The sequence below is a fragment of the Sphingomonas sp. 179-I 2A4 NHS genome, from assembly GCF_045369135.1.
Taxonomy (GTDB): Bacteria; Pseudomonadota; Alphaproteobacteria; order Sphingomonadales; family Sphingomonadaceae; genus Sphingomonas.
This window is the reverse complement of record NZ_JBIQFL010000002.1, coordinates 484,139-507,614: the sequence shown is the minus strand read 5'-3', so window position 1 is coordinate 507,614 and position 23,476 is coordinate 484,139. Positions and strand designations below refer to the sequence as shown.

The following is a 23,476-nucleotide window of genomic DNA, read 5'->3' as shown; positions in this document are numbered from 1 at the left end:
GCCGGCATCTCCCCGACATGGAGCGCGACCTAACCGGGAGACCCCGGCGTCGACCGGGGTGACGATTGGAGAGTGGAATGAAGGTTCTGGTGCCGGTCAAGCGCGTGCTTGACTATAACGTGAAGCCCCGCGTGAAGGCGGACGGGACGGGGGTCGATCTGGCCAACGTCAAGATGAGCATGAACCCGTTCGACGAGATCGCGGTCGAGGAAGCCATCCGCCTGAAGGAAAAGGGCGTGGCGACCGAGATCGTGGTCGTGTCGATCGGTGAGGCGAAGGCGCAGGAAACGCTGCGTACTGCGCTCGCCATGGGTGCGGATCGCGCGATCCTCGTCACCTCGGACGACAAGGTCGAGCCGCTCGCCGTCGCGAAGATCCTGAAGGCGATCGCCGACGAGGAACAGCCGCAGCTCATCATCCTGGGCAAGCAGGCGATCGACGACGACAACAACCAGACCGGCCAGATGCTCGCCGGCCTGCTCGGCTGGGGCCAGGGCACGTTCGCCTCGAAGGTCGAAGTGGCGGGCGAGACCGTCAAGGTCACGCGCGAAGTCGATGGCGGTCTCGAAACCGACAACTTCAAGTTGCCGGCGATCGTCACCACCGATCTTCGCCTGAACGAGCCGCGCTACGCCTCGCTGCCGAACATCATGAAGGCTAAGTCGAAGCCGCTCGCGACCAAGACCGCCGCCGATTACGGCGTCGACACCACGCCGCGCGTCAAGACGCTCAAGGTCGTCGAGCCGGGCAAGCGCCAGGCTGGCGTCAAGGTCGCCGATGTCGACGAGCTGGTGATGAAGCTCAAGGCGATGGGCGTCGCGAAGTAAGCGCACCGCCGGTCACTGATCCCGTCCCGGGCGCCGCGCGGACGCGGCCCCGACGGGGAGAGGAAAGAGGTTCAAGATGAAGACTCTGGTTTGGGTCGAGCACGACGGTTCGACCGTCAAGGATGCCACGCTCGCCGCGGTGACCGCCGCGTCGAAGCTGGGCGAAGTACACCTGCTGGTCGCCGGCAAGGGCGTTGACGGCGTGGCGCAGGAAGCCGCAAAGATCGCCGGCGTCGGCAAGGTCCACGTGGCTGACGACGATGCCTTCGCGCACGCGCTGGCCGAAAACGTCGCGCCGTTGGTCGTCGAGCTGATGGGCCATCACGACGCGTTCGTCGCGCCGGCCACCACCTCGGCGAAGAACATCGCGCCGCGCGTTGCCGCGCTGCTCGACGTGATGCAGATCTCCGAGATCCTGTCGGTCGAGAGCGAGGACACCTTCACCCGTCCGATCTACGCCGGCAACGCGATCGCGACCGTGCAGAGCTCGGATGCGAAGAAGGTGATCACCGTCCGCACCACCGCCTTCGACAAGGCGGCGGCAGAAGGCGGCTCGGCGGCAGTCGAGGCCGTTGCCTCGACCGGGGACAAGGGCCTCTCGACCTACGAAAGCTCGGAAATCGCCAAGAGCGCGCGTCCGGAGCTTGCCAGCGCGAAGATCATCGTCTCGGGCGGCCGCGCGCTGCAGAACGGCGAGAACTTCCGCTCGCTGATCGAGCCGCTGGCCGACAAGCTCGGCGCCGGCGTCGGCGCCAGCCGCGCCGCGGTCGATGCCGGCTTCGTGCCGAACGACTATCAGGTCGGCCAGACCGGCAAGATCGTCGCCCCGGAAGTCTATATCGCGGTCGGCATCTCCGGCGCGATCCAGCATCTTGCGGGCATGAAGGACTCCAAGACCATCATCGCCATCAACAAGGACGAAGACGCCCCGATCTTCCAGGTCGCGGACATCGGCCTCGTCGGCGACCTGTTCAAGGTCGTGCCGGAGCTCACCGAGAAGCTCTGATCCATGCCGCAGCCGTCTGCTGCCATCTCCGAGCGAAGCGAGGGGATGGCGCGGCACGGCGGCGCGCAGGATTTGACGTTCGAATCAGATGGGGCGGCGCTCTACCGGGGCGCCGCCCTTTCTATTCTAAGCCAGCTTTGCCGCTGGGCAGATGAACAAGTTCGCGGCCAAGCGGGACTTCGCCTCAGAGACGATCCGGCTCTCCGCGCCGTCGTCGATGCCGACGGCATCCGGACGGTGGCGGCGCGGCATCTTCCGCCATCGGCCCGCTCCGTCATTCCGGTCCGCGCCATTCTGTTCGACAAGAGCCCCGTGACCAACTGGTCTCTCGGGTGGCACCAGGATCGCACCATCGTTGTCCGTGAGCGGCACGAGATGGCGGGCTTCGGCCCGTGGAGCCGCAAACATGGCTTGCAGCACGTAGAGCCTCCCTTCACCATCATCGAACAGATGGTGACGTTGCGGATCCATTTGGATGACGTGCCTGCCACCAACGCCCCTTTGATTATCGCTCCTGGCTCACACCGGGTCGGAAGGGTGCCGGAAGATCAGATCATAGCGGCCGTTGAAGCTCACGGACGTCGCACGTGCGAAGCCGAAGCCGGCGATATTTGGGTGTACGCCACCCCGATCCTCCACGCCTCTGATGCATCCTCAGGTGCTGGCCGCCGGCGCGTGCTTCAAGTTGATTTCGCCGGCACCGATCTCCCTCTGCCGCTGGAATGGAGGGGCATCTAGTAACGGCGCTGAGGTGCCGCGACTTACCTCACCCCGCTCGAACCGGCCCTGTCGACCCGCGCGCGATCAGCCGCGCCGGCACTTCCACCGGGCCGTCGTCCACATCGCCGTCGCGCGCCGCGATCAGCGCCTCGACTGCCAGTGCCGTAACCTCGGCGATCGGCTGCGCGATCGCGGTCAGCTGCGGCTGATGGAACCGCACCACCGGCGTATCGTCGAAGCTCACCACCGAAACGTCACCCGGCACCTCGAGGCCGCGCCGCCGCACCTCGGCAATGGTCGCCAGCGCCATCTGGTCGCTGCTCGCGACAATCGCAGTTACAGGGTCGGCAAGGTCGAGCAGCCCAGCCGCTGCGGTCCCCCCGGAGGCGTAGCTGAAGTCACCCGTCGCCATCAGCCCGTTGCTGGAGAGGCCCGCCGCCTGCATCGCCCAGCGCCATCCCTCGATGCGCCAGCCGCTCAGCTCATAATCCGCCGGCCCGGCGATGAAGCCGATCCGCCGATGACCAAGCCCGACGAGGTGCATCGTGGCGTCGCGCGCCGCGATCTCGTCGCCCATGGTGAAGCGAAAGCCCGCCCCGTCCTTCAGCGATCCGATCCGCGCAAAGGCGATGCCCGATCGCTCCAGCAGCCCGGTGATCAGCGGATTGTGCGAATGCGGCGGGGTCAGGATCACGCCGTCCGGCTGAAGCGCGGCGATCGCGGCGGAAAGCTCGCGCTCGATATGGTCGCTATGCGTGTCGACCAGCTCGAAGATCAGGCGATAGCCGTGCTCGGCGCATTTCAGCATGCCGCCCAGCAGCATCTGGTCGACCCAGTCGGATCCCTCGCGCTTGCGCCAGTCCGCGATGGTGCGCTCGCGGTCGTTCAGCGCCAGGATCAGATATGATCGCGAGCCGCCCATCCGCTGCGCCGCGATCGACGGTACGTAGCCGAGCTTCGCGATCGACGCCTGCACGCGCTGCATCATCTCGGGCCGGACGTTCGGCTCCTTGTTGATGACGCGGCTCACCGTCTGCAACGAGACGCCCGCATCCGCGGCAACATGCTTGATCGTGACTGCCTGCCGTCGCCGCCCCATCTGTGACGCTCAGGCGGCTTGCTGGCGTGCGCCGGCGCAATAGCGCGCGACATAATCGGCATGCGGCGGCAGCGTCGCCACGGTGCGTGTCACCTGGTCGCGCAATGTCGCGAGCAGCCGGGCGAGTTCCTCGTCGGTCAGCTTGGCGGCGATCGGGTGCCAGCTGCGCGGCATGATCCCCTGCCCCATCATCACCTGCACCCAGCTGTTCTCCGCGAACAGTTCCTCGTTGCGGCGGAAGACGCGGCCCGTATCGCGGAACAGCTCGATCTTCTGCTCCAGGCTGTCGGGGATCGGCATCGCCGCGCATTGCCGCCAGAAGGCGCTGTCGCGGCGATCGGTGGCCTTGTAGTGCAGGATCAGGAAGTCGCGGATCTGCACCATGTCGGTCAGCTGCTGATCGTTGAACTCGGCGATGTCGCGCGGGCTGATCGGCCCCGCGGGCAGCATCCGGATCAGCCGGATCACGGCGCGCTGGATCAGGTGGATGCTGGTCGATTCCAGCGGCTCCATGAACCCGCCCGACAGGCCGATCGCGATGCAGTTGCGATGCCATTGCTTGCGCCGCGCGCCGGTGACGAAGCGCAGGTGATTGGGCTCGCTCAGCACCTCGCCCTCGACATTGCCCAGCAGCCGCTCCAGCGCCGCCTCGCGCGAAAGGTACCGGCTGCACCACACGATGCCGTTGCCCACCCGATGCTGCAGCGGGATGCGCCATTGCCACCCCGCATCATGCGCCATCGCGCGCGTATAGGGCACCGCCGGCGCCACGCTCGCGGTCTGCAGCGCAATTGCGGAATCGCACGGCAACCAGTGTGTCCAGTCGTCGAACCCGGCGTGCAGCGCGCCCTCGATCAGCAGCGCGCGAAAACCGGTGCAGTCGAGGAACAGGTCCCCCGTCACGCGCGTGCCGCCGTCCAATGTCAGCGCTGCGATGTCACCGCTTTCGCCGTCAAGCTCGACCGATGCGATCCGCCCCTCGATCCGCGTCGTGCCATGCTGCTCCGCCATCGTGCGCAGGAAGCGCGCATAGAGGCCGGAATCGAGCTGATAGGCATAGTTGATCCGATCATCGGGCAGATGCGCGAACTTGCCCTGCATCGCCGCGATCAGCTCCAGGCAATAATCGTCGTACGGCTGCTCGTGCCCCTTCTCGCGCCCGTGCAGCCAGAAATGCTGGAAGCCGGCGGACCAGTGATCCTTGCCGGTCAAGCCGAAGGAATGGAAATAGCGGTCCGTCCCGTCGCGCCAGCCGTCGAACAGGATGCCCAGCTTGAAGGTGGCGTTGGTCGCCGCCATGAACTCGGCCTCGTTGATCCCGAGCAGCCGGTTGTAGCCGACGAGCGGCGGGATCGTGCTTTCGCCGACGCCCACCGTGCCGATCGCCTCCGATTCGACCAGGGTGACCTCGGCCGCCCGGCCGAGCGTGCGCGAGATCGCGGCGGCGGCCATCCAGCCGGCGGTGCCGCCACCGGCGATCACGATTCGGCGCGGGGGCATGTCGGTCATCGGCTCAGCTGTCGCAGGAGGAACGCGCGGATCCGCGCCGCGCTGTCGGGGGTCAGGGGATCGAGCACGCTGCGCGCCCCTTCCGGGATATGCGCCCGCGCCGCGTCGGGATCGCCGAACACATAATGATCGAACATGTCGCGCCAGTGCGCGCGCTCGTCTGCCGGCAAGTCGCGGATCGCCATCAGCGCGTGGTTCAGCGCATCCTGCGGCTGCCCCAGCCAGCGCGGCGTGTCGCGCCACCAATAGTTCACCAGCACGTTGAACGGCGCCAGCCCCTCCACATGGTGCCACCACATCGACGGGATGTAGAGCGCGTCGCCCGGCTCCAGCTCAACGACCTGCGCATGGCGCAGCGCCTCGCGGAACCCGGGATAGCGGGCAAAGTCGGGCGCATGGAAGTCGACCATGCTGACGGCGCGCCCCGCTGGCGTATTGTCGATCGGCCCAAGGTACAGGTTGCGGAACTGCTCGCGCGGGAACAGCGTGAAGCGCCGCCGGCCCACCGCCACACACGCCAGGTTGCGCGGGAAATCGTTATGCGCCGCGATCCGCGTGCGCGTGCCGATCCAGATGCTGGCGAGCGGTTCGCGCGCGCCAAGGTCGACGGTATTCGCCTCGGCCAGCCCCGTGAAATAATCGTGCATGTCGATCGAGGCGAGGTAGATCGGCGGCGCGTCCGGCTGCGCTTCGATCGCGTCGATCTGGCGGAAGATGTCGGGCAGCTTCGCCTTGGCGACGCGGAAGTTCATCCGCATCGCCTCGTCGTAGAACAGCCGCCCGTCGCTGCCCGGCGCGCCGACCGAGACGGTGAAGGGCGCATCGCGCCGCCGCCGCAGCAGATAGTCGCGCGCCGCCTGGCCGGATTCGAGCCCTGCCTGCACCAGCGGCCAGTCCCGCACCAGCCCGCGCACCACGAACGGAGTCTCCGCGCCGGTTAGCGCGGCGTCCAGCGTCGTGCCGGCGACGCTGCGCTCGTCGACCAGCCGCAGGTCCGCGAAGATCCCCGCGTCGCCTTCAGCCATGCGCCCGCTGCCGGTTCTTGCGCGCGACGAGATCATGCAGGTTGCCGAGCGAGGCGAGCGCCATGAAGATCGGCATCAGATGCCCGTCGCGGTGAAGCGCCGCCACCGCCTCGCCATCCAGCGCGCGCAGCTTCTCCTCGTCGATCACATGGAAGCCGACCAGCCGGTTGGTCGAGCCGTCGGCCAGCGTGATCTCCAGCGTCAGCGGCTCGAGCAGGTCGTGGCGGCGCAGCGCGGCGAAGAAGTCAGCGGATTCGCGGTAGCCCGCATCCAGCGCGCCGAGCTTCTCGGCCATCGCTTCAAGGAACAGCGTCGGCCGCCCCTCCGGCTCGAACAGCCGCACGCCCTCGTCGTTCGACAGGCGCGGGCTGGCGAGGTCGACATGCACCTGCCGCTGCCCCTCGCCATCCGCGCCGCCGATCAGGAACGGCTGCACCTCGATCGCCAGCGGCAGATACCCCGCGTCCCACCGATCCCCGTTGAGAAACAGATTCTCCCCCGCCTCGAAGCCGAACATGGCGAGCGCGGTGAAGCCGTCGCGCTCCGCGTTCAGGCGGAACAGGATCGGGTAATGCTGCTGCACGTCGCGAAACTCGCGCGGCATGGCGAGGCTGTTCATCACCGCGTCGCCCAGCTCCGGCCCGCGGTCGGTGCGCACGCGCAGCTCGCGGTGCGCCTCGACGGTGAGGATGGCGTGGCTGGTGGTCATGCGGTCGCCTTATGGCCTGATGGTGCGCGCAGCTGGTCTAGATAGGCGCGGTTGGTGGGAAGGCTGGCGGTGAGCGCGCGGGCGCGCTGCGCGTTCTGCCGCAGCGACGCCGCCGCTGCATCGCGCCCGTCGATGCGCACTGGCCCCGCCGCCGGCGCCGCGCCGCCCATGCCGTAGAGCACGTACTGATAGCTCGCCGCCGGGAAGATCTCGTCCACCATCGCGAAATCGCGCGCGCTCGGCGGCTGGTCGCGCCAGATCGCCAGCAGGTCGCTGAGATGCTGCGGCACCGTCAGGGAATCGCGGTTCGCGCGCCAATATTCCTCGGTCCGCTCGCTCAGCACGTAATGCAGCTTGAGGAAATCGACGATCCGGTCCCAGCGATAGCGGAACAGTTCGTTGAAGCGCCGCGCATGTCGCTCCATCGCGCCGCGCGTCCGCGGGAAATTATCGAGCAGCGCTTCCAGCCCAAGCTCGATCGTCACGATCGCCGATGCTTCCAGCGGCTCGAGGAAACCGGCGGACAGCCCGATCGCCAGGCAATTGCGTTCCCAGAAACGCGCCCGGTGCCCGGATCGGAACGTCAGCCGCCGCGGGCTCAGTGCCGCGATGTCGACGCCGGGCGCCGTGCGCTGCAGATAGGCGCGCAGCGTTTCGGCCGCGGCATCGTCGCTCAAATGCGCGGACGAATAGACGCAGCCGACGCCTCGCCGTGTCGGCAGCCCGATGTCCCAGATCCAGCCCGCCTCGTGCGCCGTCGCATTGGTGGTCGAGGCGATCGCGCTGTCCGGCGCCACCGGCACCTGGATCGCGAGTGCACGATCGTTGAATAGTTCATGCCCCCGATCGAGAAAGGCCGCGCGATAGGTACCGCCGATCAGCAGCGCGGCATGGCCGGTGCAGTCGATGAACAGGTCGCCCGCCACCTCGCCGCTCTCGCGCAGCCGCACGCTGGCAATGTCGCCATCCTCATGCTGCGCCACCGATACGACATGGTCGCGCACATGGCGCACGCCCAGCCGCTGGGTCGCATGGCGCTGCAGCAGCGCGGCGAGCTTCACCGCATCGAGGTGATAGGCGTAGTTCAGCGCGCCGGCGTAATCCGGCATCGCGCGCTGCCGCGGCGCGAGATCGAGCGCGCAGACCCGCGCCTGCGGCGTCACCGCATCGGCGAAGCGCGGCTCCGCCCCCGCCCGCCACGCCGCCACCAGCGCGCGTGGATCACCCTCGGCGGGCATCGAAAAGGGATGGAGATACGCGTCGTCCGGCGCTCCCGTGCGCCAGCCGATGAAGCGCGAGCCTTGCTTGAACGAGGCATCGCAGGCGATGAGGAATTCGGCTTCCGGAATGCCGATGCGCGACAGCGTCCGCCGGATCGTCGGCCAGGTGCCTTCGCCCACCCCGATCGTCGGCACGTCGGGGGATTCGATCAGCGTCACCGACAATGGCACGGCGGCGTCGGGATCGGCGCGGGCCGCGATCGTGGCAGCGGCCAGCCACCCGGCGGTGCCCCCGCCCACGATCACGATATTGGCGACCTGCCTGTCCACTTGCCTGTCCATTTCCCAGCCGCCGCAACTTGCCGCCGCTGGCCGAAAATAGCCACCCTTCCCCGGGGGGAAGGGCGGCCAGTCGGGGGAACGTCAGAAGGTGAAGCGAACGCCTGCCGAGTAGCGGGCGAAGCCCGGCTGCGAGAAGGTCACCATCCGCTCGGAACGGCGATGCCCGCGCCGCGACGATCCGGTCAGGTTGATCGCTTCGCCGAACACCGCCAGGCCCTTGCGAAACTCGTAGCTCACGCTCGCGTCCACCTGACCATAAGCTTCGATGTACGTCGGGTCGAAGCCGTTGCTGGTGTTCTGGAACCCGTCGCGCCAGTTGTACGCGACGCGTGCCTGCAGGCCGTATTTGTCGAAGAACAGCACGGCGTTGGCGCTGTCGCTCAGGCCGACCAGCGCGAACTGCTCGGTGATCGGGTTCAGCGCGTTGTTGAACTTCGCGTCGCCGTTGACGATCGTATAGTTCAGGATCGTGCCGAAGCCGGTGTCCCAGAAGCGATGCTGGAGCGCGAACTCCCAGCCGTCGATCTTTGCCGTGCGATCGTTGTTGAACGGCTGGTCGATCTGGAAGTTGAACAGATCGTCCTCGGGCAGGCCGAAGATGTTGCCGGTCAGATACGTCACGCCGCCCGCTTCCGTCACGCCGGTCACCTGTGAGGAGCCGGGGAAGTTGCGCAGGATATAGTCGCGGATCTGGATCAGGTCGCTCGTGCCGAGCGCCGCTGCCGCCGCGCGGGCACGCGGGCCCGATGCCGGATTGCGCAGGTCGGCGAACGAACGGTCGATCTGCGTGCGGCTGATGAAGTTCTCCACGTTCTTGTGGAAATAGCCGACCGAGAAATAGCTTTCCGGCTGGTAATACCATTCAGCCGACAGATCGATGTTCTTCGACTTGTACGGCAGCAGGTTGGGATTGCCGTTGGTGCCGGTGCCGCCGCCGATGCGCGGGTTGGACGCCAGCTCCAGCCCGCCCTGAAGGCTGGCGTAATCGGCGCGGGTGATGGTGTGGCTGTACGATGCGCGCAGCTTCACATTGTCGATCGGCTCCATGTCGAAGTCGATCGAGGGCAGCCAGTTCTGGTAATTGCCCTTGGAGGTGAGGAACGCCGGATCGGGCGCATAGGTCAGCGCGAACTCGTTGGCCGCGGTCCAGCGCGTGCCGATCGGCACCTGCACCAGCGCCTGCGAGCTGACGTCCGTGTGGTCGTAGCGAACGCCAGCGACGAGGTGCGCCGGACCGGCCAGGAGGTCGAACCGCGTGTTGACCTGGAGGTAGGGCGAGATCGTCTTCTCGCGCAGGCGGCGATCGGTCGTGAAGTTCGCCAGGCACGTGCCCTGCTGCGCCGTGCCCACCTGCGGATTGCCGCAGATGTTGTACCGCGAACGCAGCAGATCGGCCATCTGCTCGAAGTTGAAGCCAAGGATCTGCTGCGGGATCGCCGGATCCTTCGCGCCCGGCACGCCCTTGAACTTGTCCGGCAGGCTGATCAGCTCGAACAAATCGTCCGGCGTCGCTGCCGCGCCCGCTGCCGGGCCGGCCGGATCGATGCCGCCCCAGGTCTCGTTCTGGATGAAGCCGTACGCCGACCGCACCTGGTTATCGACATAGGAGAAGCCGAAGTCGATGCTGTCCAGGAACGCGCCGTCGTGGTCGTACCGGCCCTTGATCTGGAACTGGTTGATCTCGTCACGGAAATACGCGTTGCGGAACGCATTGCCGGTCGGCGTCACGATCGAACGATCGAGCGGGTTGATGCCCGGCAGCATCTCGTAGGAGATGATCGGCAGGTCGTTGCGGAAGTCGATCGTCTGCCGGCCGACGCCGAACACCGCGCTGCCGATGCTCGTGCTGGTGCCGTAATCGTTGGTCGGCTTGGATTCCGCGGTCGAGTGATGCGCGTCGAACGACACGGTCACGCCGCCCGGCGCTTCCCAGTTCAGGTTGAAGCCGAGCGACTTGTTCTCGGAAACGTTCGCCGCCAGCGACGCGCTGTACGACAGGTCCTTACCCGGGCCGAACGCCTCGCTGTAGAACACCGGGCCGGCGACCGGGCCGTCGGTCCACTCGCTCGATACGTCGCCGAAGTTGAACCACACGCCGACGCTGTTGTTGCGCACTTCCACCTTGTTGCGCGAATAGGTGAAGTCGGCGGTCGCGGTCAGCGTGTCGGTCGGCCGGATCTGCAGCACCGCCTGGCCGTTGATTCGCTCGCGATCGATGTCGCGCACGTTGTACGAGGCGTCCTGCGGGATCTCGTAGACGTCGTTGCCCTCGGGGCGGTTGATCTGCTGGCCGTTGGTAGGCAGCGTGCCCCAGTTGTTCTCGGAACCGATGAAGCCGTCGCGGAAGCCGACCAGCGCTTCGTTCGCGCTCGCCTTGCGGCGCTGGTAGATGCCGTTGACCATGATGCCGACGCGGTCGTCGGCAAAGGTGGTCGAGAAGATGCCGGACACTTCCGGCGTGATCTGGTTCTTGCCGTTCTGCGAGGTGTCGAGCACGCCGCGCGCGGAGATGCTGCCGCGCATGCCCGGCCTGTCCAGCGGGCGCGGGGTGCGGATATTGATCGTAGAACCGATGCCGCCCGACGGCACGGCCGCGCGGCCGGTCTTGTACACCTCGACGCCCGCGATGCCTTCGGAGGCGAGGTTGGCGAAGTCGAACGAGCGCGACGCGGGCGCGCTGGCGCCGTCGCCCAGCGACGACGTCGGCATCTGGCGGCCGTTCAGCGTGACGAGGTTATATTCCGGGCCAAAGCCGCGGACGGTGACGAACTGGCCCTCGCCGTTCGACCGGTCGATCGACACGCCGGTGATACGCTGCAGCGATTCGGCGAGGTTCGTGTCCGGGAACTTGCCGATATCCTCGGCCGAGATCGCGTCGACGACGCCCTGCGCGTCGCGCTTGATGTCGATCGTCGCGCGCAGCGAGGCGCGGATACCGGTGACGACGATGTCTTCTTCACCCTCACCCGGCGCGGCAGGGGCTGCCTGCGGGGTTTCGGACGGGCCCGGGTTGCCGACGGTGGCTGCTGCATCCTGTGCCAGCGCGATCCCCGGTGCGGTCGCCAGAGCGACTGCAGAAGCACCGATCACGAATCGCGAAAACGAGCGAGCCTTGAAGCTCCCCATGAAAACCCTCCCCTGTACGTCCCTGTACGTACGCCAATGAGCCCGCTCGAAAGCAGGATGTGAACGTTCACTGCTCCCGCGTCCGGCTCACTGTCAAGCGCTTGTCAAAAAACTTGTGAACGTTCCCAGTTTATGTTGTGGGCGCGCAACATGTGGCCGTGGTGGCAGCAGGGGAGGGGTTCGATGGTCGGCAACAAGCACGCTTTACTGGGGGCGTCGGCACTGATCCTGGGCGCAACTGCGCCGCTCGCCGCGCAGAACGCAGCCGCACCGGCGCCGTCTGTCTCCGCCGCTGCCGCAACTTCGGCCGCCGCCGCACGGGCGCGTGCGGATGCGATCGTCGCGCGCATGACGCTCGATGAGAAGATCGCCCTCCTCCACACCCTCTTCCCGCCGATGGCCGCGGGCAAGACCACGAACGAGCTCATTCCCTCCGCCGGCCATGTCGACGGCATTCCCCGCCTCGGCGTGCCGCTGGTGCGCGAAAGCGACGCGTCGCTCGGCGTCGCCAACCAGGTCGAGCAGCGCAAGGGCGACGTCGCCACCGCGCTTCCTTCCAGCCTCGCCACCGCCGCCAGCTTCTCGCCCCAGATCGCCCGCGCGGGCGGCGCGATGATCGGCTCGGAAGCGCGCGCCAAGCGCTTCAACGTCCTCCTCGCCGGCGGCGTGAACTTGACGCGCGATCCCTGGAACGGCCGCAACTTCGAATATCTCGGCGAGGATCCGCTCCTCTCCGGCGAGCTCGGCGGCGCGCACATCGCCGGCGTCCAGTCGAACCGCATCGTCTCGACGGTGAAGCATTATGCGCTCAATGCGCAGGAAACCGGCCGCAACATCCTCGATGCGCGGATCGACGAGGCGAGCCTGCGGATGAGCGATCTCCTCGCCTTCCAGATCGCGATCGAGAAGGGCCGGCCCGGCTCCGTCATGTGCGCCTACAACAAGGTGAACGGCGACTGGGCGTGCGAAAATGATTTCCTGCTCAACAAGGTGCTGAAGCAGGACTGGGCCTATCCCGGCTGGGTGATGAGCGACTGGGGCGGCGTCCATTCCACCGTCAAGGCGGCCAATGCCGGGCTCGACCAGCAATCGGGCCAGGAGCTTGACCGCGCGATCTATTTCGGCGCCCCGCTGAAGGAAGCGGTGGAGAAGGGCCAGGTTTCGGAGAAGCGCATTGACGACATGGTCGCGCGCTATCTCACCGGCCTCATCGCGACCGGCACGTTCGACACGCCCATGCCCGCCGCCGCGCAGACCCCGCCCTACGCCCGCAACGCCGAGGTGGCGCAGCGCACCGCGGAGGCCGGCATCGTCCTCCTGAAGAACGAGGGCAATCTGCTCCCGATCGCCAAGACCGCGCGCAAGATCGTCGTCATCGGCGGCGCGGCGGATCTCGGCGTCCTGTCGGGCGGCGGCTCCAGCCAGGTGCGCTCGGTCGGCGGCGCGCCGATCGAGATCCCGCTGGCGGACGGCCCGGCGGCCTCGTTCGTGCGCATCACCTATCACGCCTCCTCGCCGCTCGCCGCGCTGCGCAAGGCGCTGCCGAACGCGCAGATCACCTTCCTCGACGGGCGCAACCTCAACGCCACCACCGAAGCCGCCAAGGCTGCGGACCTCGCCATCGTCTTCGCCACGCAATGGACGACCGAGGCGGAGGACGTGCCCAACATCAAGCTGCCCAACCACCAGGACGCGCTGATCGCGGCCGTCGCCGCCGCGCAGCCGAAGACCGTGGCGGTGCTCGAAACCGGCGGCCCGGTGCTGATGCCGTGGCTCGACAAGGTGCCCGCCGTGCTCGAGGCCTGGTATCCCGGCCAGCGCGGCGGCGAGGCGATCGCCGCGATCCTGACCGGCGCGGTCAACCCCTCGGGTCGCCTGCCGATCACCTTCCCCGCCTCCGCCGGACAGCCGCCGCGCATCGCGCCCGTCGGCCTTGACCTCTTCAACGCGGCCGAGCTCGCCGCCGCCGCCAACACCGCGGCCGGCACGCCGCCGCCGGTCAGCTTCCCGGTCGATTACCAGGAGGGCGCCGACGTCGGCTATCGCTGGTACGAGAAGAAGGGGCTGAAGCCGCTGTTCCCGTTCGGCCACGGGCTCAGCTACACCAGCTTCGCCTATCGCAACCCGGTCGTCACCGGCGGCGACCGGCTGAGCGTGACGGTCGAGGTCGCCAATGTCGGCCGCCGCGCCGGGGCGGACGTGCCGCAGCTCTATGTCACGCGCGAAGGCAGCGGCGCCCCGATGCGCCTCGCCGCCTTCCAGCGCGTCGAGCTGAAGCCGGGCGAAACGCGCCGCGTCACGCTGGTCGCGGAGCCGCGCGTCGTCGCCGATTATGACGTGAAGCTCCCCGGCTGGCGCATCGCCGGCGGCACCTATCGCGTCGCGATCGCCCGTGACGCCACGGACCGCAGCCTCACCTTCACGACGCAGCTGGCGCCCCGCACCATGAAGCCCTGACGAGCCGCCCGGAACGGAGGCCCGCGCCGCCTCACATGCGGTAGCGCGCCTCCAGCAGGTCAAGCTCGCGGATGATCTTCTGCGAAACGCTGCTGCCGATCTGCCGCGCGCGCGCCATGGCGAAGATCGCGTCCCGCTCCGCCTTCAGCCCGACGAGGCGGAACTCGCGCTCCAGCCGGTCCTGCAGCCGCGCCTCGGCCGATGCCTTCGCGCCCTGGCTGCGGCTCTCGATCCGGTCGCGGTAAAGGTCCATCACCCGGCTGCCGGCATTGGCGTAGAAGTCGGCGTCGCCGCGCTGCTCCGCCAGCTCGTGCTGCGCCCGCTCGATCTCCCGGATCGCGGCATTGGCGGCGGCGACCCGCGCCACATCCTCCTCCGCCTGGAACGAAGGCTCGGCCGGCATGGTCAGCCCGTTCAGCAGCAGCGGCAACGCGATGCTGGCGATCAGCAGCGATACGATGATCACCCCGGCCGCCAAGAAGATCGCGAGGTCCCGCGCCGGAAAGGGTGATCCGTCCGCCATCGCCAGCGGCAGCGTCAGCACACCCGCCAGCGTGATCGCCCCGCGCACCCCCGCGAAGGACATCGCCGCGATCAGCCGCCAGTCGGTCGATTTCGCGATCGGTCCCGGAGCGCCTTCCTCGCTCCGCCGCTTGCGCAGCAGCGTCAGGCGAAACGACAGCCACACCCAGGCGAAGCGAAGCGCCGCCAGCCCGGCGACGATCGCCAGCACATAGGCGCCCAGCCACAGCGGATCGGAATGGCCGGTCACCTTCACCGTCTCGTGCGCCCGCCCGGCGATCGCCGGCAGCTGCTCGCCCAGCAGCACGAAGATGATGCCGTTCAGCGCGAACTGGATCGTGTCCCACACCGAATTGCGCCGCACCCGCGTGCTCGCCATCGCCTGCCGCGAGATCTCGGCGTAGGTCATCGTCACGCCCGCCGCCACCGCCGCCAGGATGCCGGAGGCGTGGAGATGCTCGGCCAGCAAATACGATCCGAACGGGATCAGCAGGCTGACGAGGATCTGCGAGCCGGCTTCCTCACCGAACCGCCGCGATACCCAGGCCTTGGCCCGCGTCACCGCCAGCGTCAGCGCCACGCCCACGGCAAGGCCCGCGCCCGCCACCCACAGGAAGTTGATCGCTGCGCCAGTCAGCGAGAAGGCGCCGGTCAGCGCCGCGGCGACCGCGAAGCGCAGGCAGACGAGGCCCGACGCATCGTTCAGCAGCGATTCCCCTTCGAGGATGTGCATCATCCGGCGCGGGATCGGCACGCGCGCCGCGATCGCGGACACCGCGATCGGATCGGTCGGGGAAACAACCGCCGCCAGCGCGAAGGCCACTGCCAGCGGCATCGCCGGGATCATCCAGTTGATGAAGAAGCCCATGCCCACGACGGTGAGCAGCACGAGGCCGAGCGCCAGCTCGACCACCGTCGACAGGTCCTTGAGCAGCTCGTCCTTCGGGATGCGCCAGCCATCTAGGAACAACAGCGGCGGCAGGAACAGCAGCAGGAACAGTTCGGGGATCAGCTCCACCCGGTAGGATGTCGAAAGCCCGATGATCGCGCCCAGCATGATCTGCACCAGCGGAGTGGGCAGCGCGAACGGCAGCATTCGCGAAATCGCGCCGCTGACGACCACCGCCAGCAGCAGGATGAGGATGATCGATACTGATTCCAAACAAGAATTCCGCTGCTGGGGTGCGGGGCTCTTGTAGGGAAGCAAAAGGGGCAGGCGCAACCGGCCACGGCCGGCGCCCCGCCCCGGTCGGTCAGATGCGGATCACGCCGCCGCCACCAGCGTCGCGCCGAACTGTTCGCGCAGCTCGCGCCGCAGGAACTTGCCGCTCGCATTGCGCGGCAACGGCTGGTCCAGGAACCAGATGTACCGCGGCACCTTGTGCTTCGCCATGCTGACGGCGCAGTGCGATCGCAGCGCTTCCTCGTCCAGCCGCTCGCCCGCCTTCAGCACGATGGCGACGCCCACTTCCTCGCCCAGCCGGTCGTCGGCCACGCCGAACACGCAGCATTCCGCCACCGCGGCGTGGCGATAGATGGTCGCCTCCACTTCGGCGCAATAGACGTTCTCGCCGCCGCGCAGCACCATGTCCTTCTTGCGATCGACGATGAAGATGAACCCGTCCTCGTCGATCCGCGCCACGTCGCCGGTGTGCAGCCAGCCGTCGGTGATCGTCGCGGCGGTCGCCTCGGGCCGGTTGATGTAGCCCTTGATGACGCACGATCCGCGCACCCACAGCTCGCCCACTTCGCCCGGCGCCACGGTGTTGCCGTCATCGTCGACGCATTTCGCCTCGAAGTTCGGCATCGGCGGCCCGGCGCTTGCCGGCTTGTCGACGAAGAAGTCGCCGCTGATCGACGTGATGATCCCGCACGTCTCGGTCATGCCATAGCCGGTGCTTGGCCGCGCCGTGCTCACCTGGTTCTCGATCTTGTCGACGAGGTCGGGCGGCAATTGCGCGCCGCCGCCGGCCAGCGCCAGCAGGCTCGATGTGTCGGTCCGCTCGAAATCCGGATGGCTGATCAGTTCGCGTGCCATCACCGGCACGCCGCTCATCGATGTCACGCGCTCCTGCGCGATCAGCCGCAGCGCCTCGCCTGCGTCCCAGCGGTACATCAGCACCAGCGTGCCGCCCGCCGCGGTGGTGGCATAGGCACCGCAATTGTTGGCGGTGACGTGGAACAGCGGCGTCGTGATCAGCGTCACCGGCACCGGCGGCGTCTCAGGCGGCGCCACGCCCGTCGCCTGCTGCACGGCAAGCGCGGTCGATGCCCCGGCATACATCAGGTTGAACAGGTTGGAGACGCAGCCGCGGTGCGTCAGCTGCGCGCCCTTCGGATGCCCGGTCGTCCCCGATGTGTAGAAGATGCACGCATCCGCATCGGGATCGATCGAAACGTCCGGCATCGCTCCGCCATGGGCGATCACCTCGGCCCAGGGGATGACGTCCGCCGCACCCGCCGGCGTGCGCACGCCGATCACCTTCATGCCCGCCGCCATCTCGGGCCGTTCGCACAGCCGCTCCAGCCGCTCGCCGTCGACGAACAGCGCCTTGGGCCGCGAATCGTCCAGCGCGTAGGCCATTTCCTCGCTGGTCCACCACGCGTTCATGCCGACCAGCGCGATGCCGGACGACACGCACGCCCAATAGATCAGCATCCATTCGGGATAGTTGCGCATCGACACGGCGACGCGGTCGCCCGGCGCCACGCCCTGTGCCGCCAGCCAGGCGGCGACGGCATTCACCTGCTGATGCGCCTCGGCATAGCTCAGCCGCTCATTCTCATAGACCAGATACGGCCGCTCGGCGAAGACGACGGTGGACAGCCACACGTCGCGCACGCTGCCGGGCGCGTTCTTGTAGGTCCGGATGCGATTGCCCAGAACCTCCGCCTCGACCACTTCGAAGGCGCCGCCGGGGCCCGTCAATTCGGCGCGTGCCGCAACAAGCTGCGCGTAATGCATGCCTCTACCAATCTTTTATTATAAGTTGGTACTGGCATAAGCATTAAAGTCGCCCGGGCAAACCCCCTGGGCTCCCCCGGGCGGCCGGAACGGTCAACTGCGGCCCTTGTTGGTGAAGGCAGCGATCCGGCTCTGCATGTCGGGGCCGACGCCTTCATTCTCCAGCACTTCCCACTGCAGCCCCGCATCCAGCGACCAGCCGTCGCTCACGTCCAGCAGGCGCTTGTTGGCGGCATGGCTGAATGTCGAATTGGCAGCGATCCGGCCCGCGAGCGACGCGATCTCGGCATCGAACTGGGCAAGCGGCACCACCGTCTCGGTGAGGCCAATGCGCAGCGCCTCGGCCGCGTCGATCATGTCCGCGGTGAACATCAGCCGCTTTGCGGTGGCGACGCCCACGCGGCGCGGCAGCCGCTGGCTCATGCCCCAGATCGGCGTCAGCGCCCATTTGGCGTGCGTGTCGCCGAAACGCGCGCTGTCCGCCGCAATGATGAAGTCGCACGCCAGCGCCACTTCCAGCGCGCCGGTGTAGCAATGGCCGTGCACCGCCGCGATCACCGGCATCGGCAGCTTCTCCAGCATCCGCAGCGTCTCGCTGTGCCATCCGCGCGACGGCACTTCCTCGCCGCTCGCGATGTCGGCCAGGTCATGCCCTGCCGAAAAGCACTTTCCCGCGCCGCGCAGCACCACGCAGCCCACGTCCTTCTCGCGCCGCAGGTCCATGACGTGCGCACGAAGCTCGCGGAAAACCCCCACCGTCAGCGCGTTGAGCTTGTCCGGCCGGTTGATCGTCAGCAGCACCCAGCCATCGCGATCCTCGCGCAGTACAAGCTCACCCATCATCCGCTCCTGATCTGTTCTTTGCCCAACCATAGGGGGCGCTGGCCGGGCCGGAAAGCTCAGGCCGCCTTAACCGCCGCGGCGAGCGCCATGTAGCGCACGACATGATCGTCGCTGGTGCCGAACAGCCCCTCGATCACCGTGGCGCGCTTGAAATAGTGCCCCACCGCGAGTTCGTCGGTCATGCCCATGCCGCCGTGCAGCTGCACCCCGTTCTGCCCGACGAAGCGGCACGCCTCGCCCACCAGCGCCTTCGCCCCCGATGCCGCCCGCGCGCGCTCGTCCGCCGGCGCATTAAGCTTCATCGTCGCCAGATAGGTCGCGGATGTCGCCATCTCGATCTTCATGAACATGTCGACCATGCGGTGCTGCAGCGCCTGGAAGCCGGCGATCGACTGGCCGAACTGCCGCCGCTCGCGGGTATAGGCGATCGTGTCGCTCAGGATCCGGCGCATCACGCCAAGCGCCTCCGCGCACAGCGCCGCGATCGTCGCATCCGCCGCCGCCTCGATCGCCGGCAGCGCGCCGCCCTCCTCGCCCAGCAGGTCCGCCGCGCCAACGCGCACGTTCGTCAGCCGAACGTCGCCCGCGCGCCGGCCGTCGATGGTGCGATAGGGATGCAACATCACGCCCGGTGCGTCTGGCGAAACCGCGAACAATGACGTGCCGGACGGTGTCGCCGCGCTGACCAGGAACATCGATGCCCATTGCGCCGCCATCACGGTCGATTTCGCACCATCGATGCGCCAATCATCACCATCACGCACCGCGCGCGTACCGTCTGCGTACGAGAAAAACCGGGTTTTCGGCTCGCTTCCGGCGAAAACCACCGTCTCCCCGCCGCCCTGAATTGCCTTCAGCAGCGCCCCTGCCCGCTCACCTCCAACCTGCCGCAGCAGCGCCGCGGCGGTCACCACCGTCTCCAGGAACGGCTCCGTCACCAGCGCCGCGCCCAGCTCCTCCATCACCACGAGCAGGTCGAACGGGTCCGGCGCCTCGGCCAGTGCAAACAGCCCCAGCCGCTCGCCAAAATCCGCCCAAAGTCCTGCATTCCGGCCACTTTCCGACGCCACCGCCGCCTGGCGCGCCGCGAAATCATGATGGTCGCGCAGGTAGTTGCCGAGCGACGCGCGCAGCTGTTCCTGTTCCGGCGTGAAGGAAAAATCCATCGTGGCGTGATCCCGTGAAGGCGTTATCGGCGCAGCGCAGCCGGTCAGACGATCTGATGTTCCTCGACCCAGAACAGCGGAGAATTGGGGAGGTCGATGAACTTGCCCTCATCCTCCAGAAGCGCTCGCCCCGCGTCCCGCCCCTCCTTCGTCTCGCCCGCCGCGATCACGTCCTCGACGCTGTCGAAGTGGAGCTCCGCCACCCCGTCGTAGGGCGGCACTACCGTGCCGCGGGCATTGACCGGACTGGCGAGGCGCGGATCATCGATGCTGTGGCTCTGCACGTATTTGCGGATACGCAGCACCTCCGCGAACCCGGCTACCAACGGCGCATGATGACCACGCCAATAAGCCTGGAAGTCCTCTCGCGACATCTCAGGGCGGCGGCGCAGGCAGAAGATCAGCTTGATCATCACAGACCTCTCACGACAGCGCTGCATTGGCGCGGTCCAGCGCGCGCCACACGATCGTCTTCTGGATCTCGGTCGCGCCGCCGTAGATCGTCTGCGCGCGCTCGAAGAGATAGGATGCGGTGCGCGGCACGGCGAAGGGCAGAGCCTCCGGCGCCACGTCCTGCCAGCCCGCAAGGCTCCGATCCGCCACCACTGCCCGGTCCCTGCCGGCAAGCTCCACCCACAATTCGGTGATCTCCTGCGCCAGCTCCGTACAGGCGATCTTCAGCGCCGATACGGCCGCTGGCGCCGCGTCACCGCACAGCACGCGCAGCACCGAGATTTCCACTGCGCCAAGCTTCATCTCGGCGAGCGCCATCCGCCGGGCGAACAGCGGCTCCTCTGCCATGGTGGCTGCGAACGCCCCCGGCAGGGTCGCCGCGACACGGCGCAGTTCGGCCAGATCGGCGCGCTTTCGCCCGATATGCGCGTAGGAAACACGCTCCGCCGCAAGCAGCACATTGGCATAATGCCACCCCTTCCCCGCCTCGCCGATCATGTTGCGGGCGGGCACGCGCACCTGATCGAACTCCACCCGGTTCAGCTCGTGCGAGCCGTCAATCGTGATGATCGGATGCACGGTGATCCCCGGCGTGCGCATATCGGCGCAGATCATCGAGATCCCGTCCTGCTTGCGCTCGCATTTCTCGGTGCGCACCAGACAGAAGATCCAGTCCGCCCAATGTGCGCCCGACGTCCAGATCTTCGTGCCGTCGAGGATGTAATCGTCACCATCACGCACCGCGCTCATCCGCAGTGAGGCGAGGTCCGATCCCGATTCCGGCTCGGAATAGCCCTGCGCCCACATCGCGCGCGATTCCAGGATGTCAGGCAGCCAGTGCTTCTGCTGCTCGGGCGTGCCGAAGGCGCAGATGATCGGGCCAATGTAGATCACCGCCATCGGGATGATCGACGGCGCGCCGGCCAGCTCCAGCTCCTGCTCGAACAGATAGCGCTGCACCGGCGTCCAGCCAGGGCCCCCATGTTCCGCCGGCCAGCCGACACCCAGCCAGCCCTTGGCGTTCAGCGCCTGTTGCGAGCGAATATGATCGTCGCGACCAAGCTTCCGCCCGGCGCGCAGCAGGGCGAGGATGTCCTGCGGATATTCTTCGGCGAAGAAACGGCGGACGTCGGCGGCGAAAGCCTCCTCGGCGGGCGAGAGGGAAAGATCCATGCCGTAGCGTCACCTTCATTGGCCGCCGCGTCAACTGACAGCTTGACCGGATCATCCTCCGGTTCAATGTCCGGCCGGAGCCGCAACGCTATGGCATGGCGAAACCGCAGCATAAGCCTGGAGAGAAACATGGCGGAACAAGGCGCAACCGGCCGGTGCAATTGCGGCGCGGTCACGTGGCGGATCGACGGCGCGCCGCTCGCCGTCGCGGCCTGCCACTGCACCAATTGCCGCGCACAATCGGGCGCCGCCTTTTCCGTCAATATCGTCGCTGCGGCACCCGCAGTGGCGATCGAGGGCCCGATCAAGGCTTACGAGGACAAGGCAACGACCAGCGGCAAGCCGGTGCTGCGCGAGTTCTGCGCAGACTGCGGCTCCCCGATCCGCTCGGTCATCACGGCCAACCCGGCGATCGTCGCGATCAAGGCTGGCACCGCCGACAATGCCGGTGCCTTCACCCCGACGATCCACGTCTGGACGGATTCGAAGCTGCCGTGGGTGGAGATCCCGGCCGACGTGCCGAGCTTCGCGCGCGACGTGGGGTGAAGCGCTAGCCTCCTCGCAGCCGGCTCTTTTCGCGCGTTTGCCTGACCCGCGCGTAACACGTACAATCCCCGCTCAACGAAGGGAACGACCAGCCATGAACCTCCTCCTGACCGCAACGCCCCGCCTTGCCGCCAGGAAAGTTCATGCCCGTGCCGATCTCCCTCTCTACTGCCGCACTCTGCTGGTCCACGCCTGACGGGCGACCAGTCCTCCGTGACCTCGATCTAAGCTTCGTCCCCGAACGCACCGGCATCGTCGGGCGAAACGGCACCGGCAAGAGCACGCTGCTGAAGCTGCTTGCCGGCGAGATCGCGCCGGCCGCCGGCCGGGTAATCGCGAATGGCACCATCGCCCGCCTGCGACAGTCGAACGACATCGGCGGCGGCGAGACGATCGCCGACCTCATGGGCATCCGCGACAGCCTCGCCGCGATGAACCGCGGCCTCAGTGGCGCGGCGAGCGCGGACGAGCTTGCCGAGATCGACTGGACGATCGAGGCTCGTGCGGCCGAAGCACTCGCGGAGTGCGGCCTAGAGGCACCGCTCGAAACCCGCCTCGCAAGCCTCTCCGGCGGGCAGCGGACGCGCGCCGCTTTGGCAGGCGCGATATTTGCCGCGCCCGATTTCCTGCTGCTCGACGAGCCGACCAACGATCTCGACGCCGATGGCCGCGCGGCCGTCCGCACCCTGCTCCACAAGTGGCGCGGTGGTGCGATCGTTGTCAGCCACGACCGTGCGCTGCTGGAGGAGATGGACGCGATCGTCGAACTCACCTCGCTTGGCGCCAGCCGCTACGGCGGCAACTGGAGCGCCTATCGCGCGCGCAAGGCGCTCGAGCAGGAAGCAGCAGAGCATGACGCGCTCGTCGCCGAGCGACACCTCGCCGCGGTGAAACGCCAGGCACAGCACAGCGCCGAGCGCCAGCAACGCCGCGATTCAGCAGGCAGCCGCCAGGCGGCGCGCGGCGGCATGCCGCTAATCCTGCTCGGCAAGCGTCGTGATCGCGCGGAGAAAAGCGGCGGCGACACTGCGCGCCTCGCCGAGCGCCAGATCACCGCGGCGCAGCGCGACGCGGCAGATGCTGCCAGCCGCCTGGAGCGCGTGGTGCCGCTGGCCGTCTCGCTGGCCCCGACGGGCCTTGCCCCTTCCCAGCGCGTACTCGATGCGAGCGACCTTGCCTTCAGCTATGAGCCCGGCTCACCGGTGCTGAGCGGTATATCGTTTTCGATCGTCGGGCCGGAGCGCATCGCGCTCACGGGCGCAAACGGCACCGGCAAGTCGACCCTGCTGGCGCTCATCGCTGGCCGATTGCTGCCGACCGCCGGCGAAGTGACCCGGCATGTGCCGTTCGCGATGTTCGACCAACAGGTGAGCCTGCTCGATCCTCAGGCAACGATCGCGGCGAACTTCGCGCGGCTCAATCCGGGCATCGGCAACAACGCCTGCCGCGCCTCCCTCGCACGCTTCGGCTTTCGCGCCGAGGCTGCGGACCAGGAGGTGGGCTCGTTGAGCGGCGGGCAGCGCCTGCGTGCGGGCCTCTCCTGCGTCCTTGGCGGGCCGACGCTGCCCCCGCTGCTGCTGCTCGACGAGCCAACCAACCACCTCGACATGGAATCGATCGCCGCCGTGGAAGGCGGGCTCAACGCGTATGACGGCGCGCTGCTCGTGGTGAGCCATGACGAGGCGTTTCTGGACGCAATCGGGCTGACGCGCCGGATCGCGCTATAGCACCCTGCCGCCACGCCCTTGGGCGGACGTGGCGGTAAGGC

At 67.7% G+C, this 23,476-nt stretch carries 18 protein-coding genes; 6 read left to right on the top strand and 12 right to left on the bottom strand.

Going from position 1 to position 23,476, the window contains the following annotated elements; translation table 11 throughout:
- Positions 1-77: 77 nt before the first annotated feature.
- The 3 genes from ACH0CP_RS05640 to ACH0CP_RS05630 all read left to right on the top strand — a co-directional run bounded on the left by ACH0CP_RS05640 (position 78) and on the right by ACH0CP_RS05630 (position 2,571).
- Entirely contained in the window at positions 78-827 is a 750-nt protein-coding gene (locus ACH0CP_RS05640) for an electron transfer flavoprotein subunit beta/FixA family protein (RefSeq protein ID WP_294441894.1), read from the top strand.
- A 76-nt stretch (positions 828-903) separates the two neighbouring features.
- Positions 904-1,833 (top strand): electron transfer flavoprotein subunit alpha/FixB family protein, encoded by a 930-nt coding sequence (locus ACH0CP_RS05635; protein WP_294441895.1) that lies wholly within the window; start codon positions 904-906, stop codon positions 1,831-1,833.
- 3 nt (positions 1,834-1,836) lie between these two features.
- Positions 1,837-2,571 carry a phytanoyl-CoA dioxygenase family protein gene (locus ACH0CP_RS05630; RefSeq protein WP_294441896.1) on the top strand — a complete coding sequence of 245 codons (735 nt, stop codon included), beginning with the start codon at positions 1,837-1,839 and terminating at the stop codon, positions 2,569-2,571.
- Between the two features lie 28 nt (positions 2,572-2,599).
- Here ACH0CP_RS05630 and ACH0CP_RS05625 read toward each other — a convergent pair whose 3' ends face one another.
- From ACH0CP_RS05625 to ACH0CP_RS05600, 6 genes are all read right to left on the bottom strand, one after another.
- The gene (locus tag ACH0CP_RS05625; RefSeq protein ID WP_294441897.1) at positions 2,600-3,652 is read right to left on the bottom strand and encodes a LacI family DNA-binding transcriptional regulator; all 1,053 of its coding nucleotides are present in this window, start codon (positions 3,650-3,652) and stop codon (positions 2,600-2,602) included.
- A gap of 9 nt (positions 3,653-3,661) precedes the next feature.
- On the bottom strand, positions 3,662-5,161 hold the full coding sequence (locus tag ACH0CP_RS05620) for a tryptophan halogenase family protein (RefSeq protein WP_294441898.1): 1,500 nt from the start codon (positions 5,159-5,161) through the stop codon (positions 3,662-3,664).
- Positions 5,158-6,186: a cupin-like domain-containing protein gene (locus tag ACH0CP_RS05615; RefSeq protein ID WP_294441899.1), complete on the bottom strand. Its 1,029-nt coding sequence runs from the start codon at positions 6,184-6,186 to the stop codon at positions 5,158-5,160. The genes ACH0CP_RS05620 and ACH0CP_RS05615 overlap by 4 nt, the downstream gene beginning before the upstream one ends.
- The gene (locus tag ACH0CP_RS05610) at positions 6,179-6,895 is read right to left on the bottom strand and encodes a SapC family protein (protein WP_294441900.1); all 717 of its coding nucleotides are present in this window, start codon (positions 6,893-6,895) and stop codon (positions 6,179-6,181) included. Before ACH0CP_RS05610 ends, ACH0CP_RS05615 begins: the two co-directional genes overlap by 8 nt.
- Positions 6,892-8,457: a tryptophan halogenase family protein gene (locus tag ACH0CP_RS05605; protein ID WP_294441901.1), complete on the bottom strand. Its 1,566-nt coding sequence runs from the start codon at positions 8,455-8,457 to the stop codon at positions 6,892-6,894. The genes ACH0CP_RS05610 and ACH0CP_RS05605 overlap by 4 nt, the downstream gene beginning before the upstream one ends.
- 81 nt (positions 8,458-8,538) lie before the next feature.
- Positions 8,539-11,583, bottom strand: a complete 3,045-nt coding sequence (locus ACH0CP_RS05600; RefSeq protein WP_294441902.1) for a TonB-dependent receptor — start codon at positions 11,581-11,583, stop codon at positions 8,539-8,541.
- 183 nt (positions 11,584-11,766) lie between these two features.
- On the opposite strand from ACH0CP_RS05600, the gene ACH0CP_RS05595 reads away from it, so the two are divergent.
- Entirely contained in the window at positions 11,767-14,040 is a 2,274-nt protein-coding gene (locus ACH0CP_RS05595; RefSeq protein ID WP_294441903.1) for a beta-glucosidase, read from the top strand.
- Between the two features lie 31 nt (positions 14,041-14,071).
- On the opposite strand, the gene ACH0CP_RS05590 is transcribed toward ACH0CP_RS05595, so the two are convergent.
- The 6 genes from ACH0CP_RS05590 to ACH0CP_RS05565 all read right to left on the bottom strand — a co-directional run bounded on the left by ACH0CP_RS05590 (position 14,072) and on the right by ACH0CP_RS05565 (position 21,162).
- Positions 14,072-15,724 carry a Na+/H+ antiporter gene (locus ACH0CP_RS05590; protein ID WP_294441904.1) on the bottom strand — a complete coding sequence of 551 codons (1,653 nt, stop codon included), beginning with the start codon at positions 15,722-15,724 and terminating at the stop codon, positions 14,072-14,074.
- Positions 15,725-15,826: 102 nt separating this feature from the next.
- A complete protein-coding gene (locus tag ACH0CP_RS05585) occupies positions 15,827-17,527 on the bottom strand; it encodes a class I adenylate-forming enzyme family protein (protein WP_294441905.1) in 1,701 nt (566 codons plus the stop codon).
- Positions 17,528-17,620: 93 nt separating this feature from the next.
- Positions 17,621-18,367 carry an enoyl-CoA hydratase/isomerase family protein gene (locus ACH0CP_RS05580; RefSeq protein ID WP_294441906.1) on the bottom strand — a complete coding sequence of 249 codons (747 nt, stop codon included), beginning with the start codon at positions 18,365-18,367 and terminating at the stop codon, positions 17,621-17,623.
- Between the two features lie 59 nt (positions 18,368-18,426).
- On the bottom strand, positions 18,427-19,536 hold the full coding sequence (locus tag ACH0CP_RS05575; protein ID WP_294441907.1) for an acyl-CoA dehydrogenase family protein: 1,110 nt from the start codon (positions 19,534-19,536) through the stop codon (positions 18,427-18,429).
- A 44-nt stretch (positions 19,537-19,580) separates the two neighbouring features.
- Positions 19,581-19,949 carry an EthD domain-containing protein gene (locus tag ACH0CP_RS05570; RefSeq protein WP_294441908.1) on the bottom strand — a complete coding sequence of 123 codons (369 nt, stop codon included), beginning with the start codon at positions 19,947-19,949 and terminating at the stop codon, positions 19,581-19,583.
- A gap of 10 nt (positions 19,950-19,959) precedes the next feature.
- Positions 19,960-21,162 (bottom strand): acyl-CoA dehydrogenase family protein, encoded by a 1,203-nt coding sequence (locus ACH0CP_RS05565; protein WP_294441909.1) that lies wholly within the window; start codon positions 21,160-21,162, stop codon positions 19,960-19,962.
- Between the two features lie 129 nt (positions 21,163-21,291).
- Here ACH0CP_RS05565 and ACH0CP_RS05560 point away from each other — a divergent pair, with 129 nt between their 5' ends.
- Together ACH0CP_RS05560 and ACH0CP_RS05555 are read left to right on the top strand one after the other, a co-directional pair.
- Positions 21,292-21,708, top strand: a complete 417-nt coding sequence (locus ACH0CP_RS05560) for a GFA family protein (RefSeq protein WP_294441910.1) — start codon at positions 21,292-21,294, stop codon at positions 21,706-21,708.
- Positions 21,709-21,851: 143 nt separating this feature from the next.
- Positions 21,852-23,435, top strand: a complete 1,584-nt coding sequence (locus tag ACH0CP_RS05555) for an ABC-F family ATP-binding cassette domain-containing protein (RefSeq protein ID WP_294441911.1) — start codon at positions 21,852-21,854, stop codon at positions 23,433-23,435.
- The last annotated feature ends 41 nt before the right edge of the window (positions 23,436-23,476 follow it).

Coding starts and splice junctions, on each gene's coding strand:
- ACH0CP_RS05640 (WP_294441894.1), top strand. CDS start 78: ATGAAGGTTCTGGTGCCGGTCAAGCGCGTGCTTGACTATAACGTGAAG.
- ACH0CP_RS05635 (WP_294441895.1), top strand. CDS start 904: ATGAAGACTCTGGTTTGGGTCGAGCACGACGGTTCGACCGTCAAGGAT.
- ACH0CP_RS05630 (WP_294441896.1), top strand. CDS start 1,837: ATGCCGCAGCCGTCTGCTGCCATCTCCGAGCGAAGCGAGGGGATGGCG.
- ACH0CP_RS05625 (WP_294441897.1), bottom strand. CDS start 3,652: ATGGGGCGGCGACGGCAGGCAGTCACGATCAAGCATGTTGCCGCGGAT.
- ACH0CP_RS05620 (WP_294441898.1), bottom strand. CDS start 5,161: ATGACCGACATGCCCCCGCGCCGAATCGTGATCGCCGGTGGCGGCACC.
- ACH0CP_RS05615 (WP_294441899.1), bottom strand. CDS start 6,186: ATGGCTGAAGGCGACGCGGGGATCTTCGCGGACCTGCGGCTGGTCGAC.
- ACH0CP_RS05610 (WP_294441900.1), bottom strand. CDS start 6,895: ATGACCACCAGCCACGCCATCCTCACCGTCGAGGCGCACCGCGAGCTG.
- ACH0CP_RS05605 (WP_294441901.1), bottom strand. CDS start 8,457: ATGGACAGGCAAGTGGACAGGCAGGTCGCCAATATCGTGATCGTGGGC.
- ACH0CP_RS05600 (WP_294441902.1), bottom strand. CDS start 11,583: ATGGGGAGCTTCAAGGCTCGCTCGTTTTCGCGATTCGTGATCGGTGCT.
- ACH0CP_RS05595 (WP_294441903.1), top strand. CDS start 11,767: ATGGTCGGCAACAAGCACGCTTTACTGGGGGCGTCGGCACTGATCCTG.
- ACH0CP_RS05585 (WP_294441905.1), bottom strand. CDS start 17,527: ATGCATTACGCGCAGCTTGTTGCGGCACGCGCCGAATTGACGGGCCCC.
- ACH0CP_RS05580 (WP_294441906.1), bottom strand. CDS start 18,367: ATGGGTGAGCTTGTACTGCGCGAGGATCGCGATGGCTGGGTGCTGCTG.
- ACH0CP_RS05575 (WP_294441907.1), bottom strand. CDS start 19,536: ATGGATTTTTCCTTCACGCCGGAACAGGAACAGCTGCGCGCGTCGCTC.
- ACH0CP_RS05570 (WP_294441908.1), bottom strand. CDS start 19,949: ATGATCAAGCTGATCTTCTGCCTGCGCCGCCGCCCTGAGATGTCGCGA.
- ACH0CP_RS05565 (WP_294441909.1), bottom strand. CDS start 21,162: ATGGATCTTTCCCTCTCGCCCGCCGAGGAGGCTTTCGCCGCCGACGTC.
- ACH0CP_RS05560 (WP_294441910.1), top strand. CDS start 21,292: ATGGCGGAACAAGGCGCAACCGGCCGGTGCAATTGCGGCGCGGTCACG.
- ACH0CP_RS05555 (WP_294441911.1), top strand. CDS start 21,852: ATGCCCGTGCCGATCTCCCTCTCTACTGCCGCACTCTGCTGGTCCACG.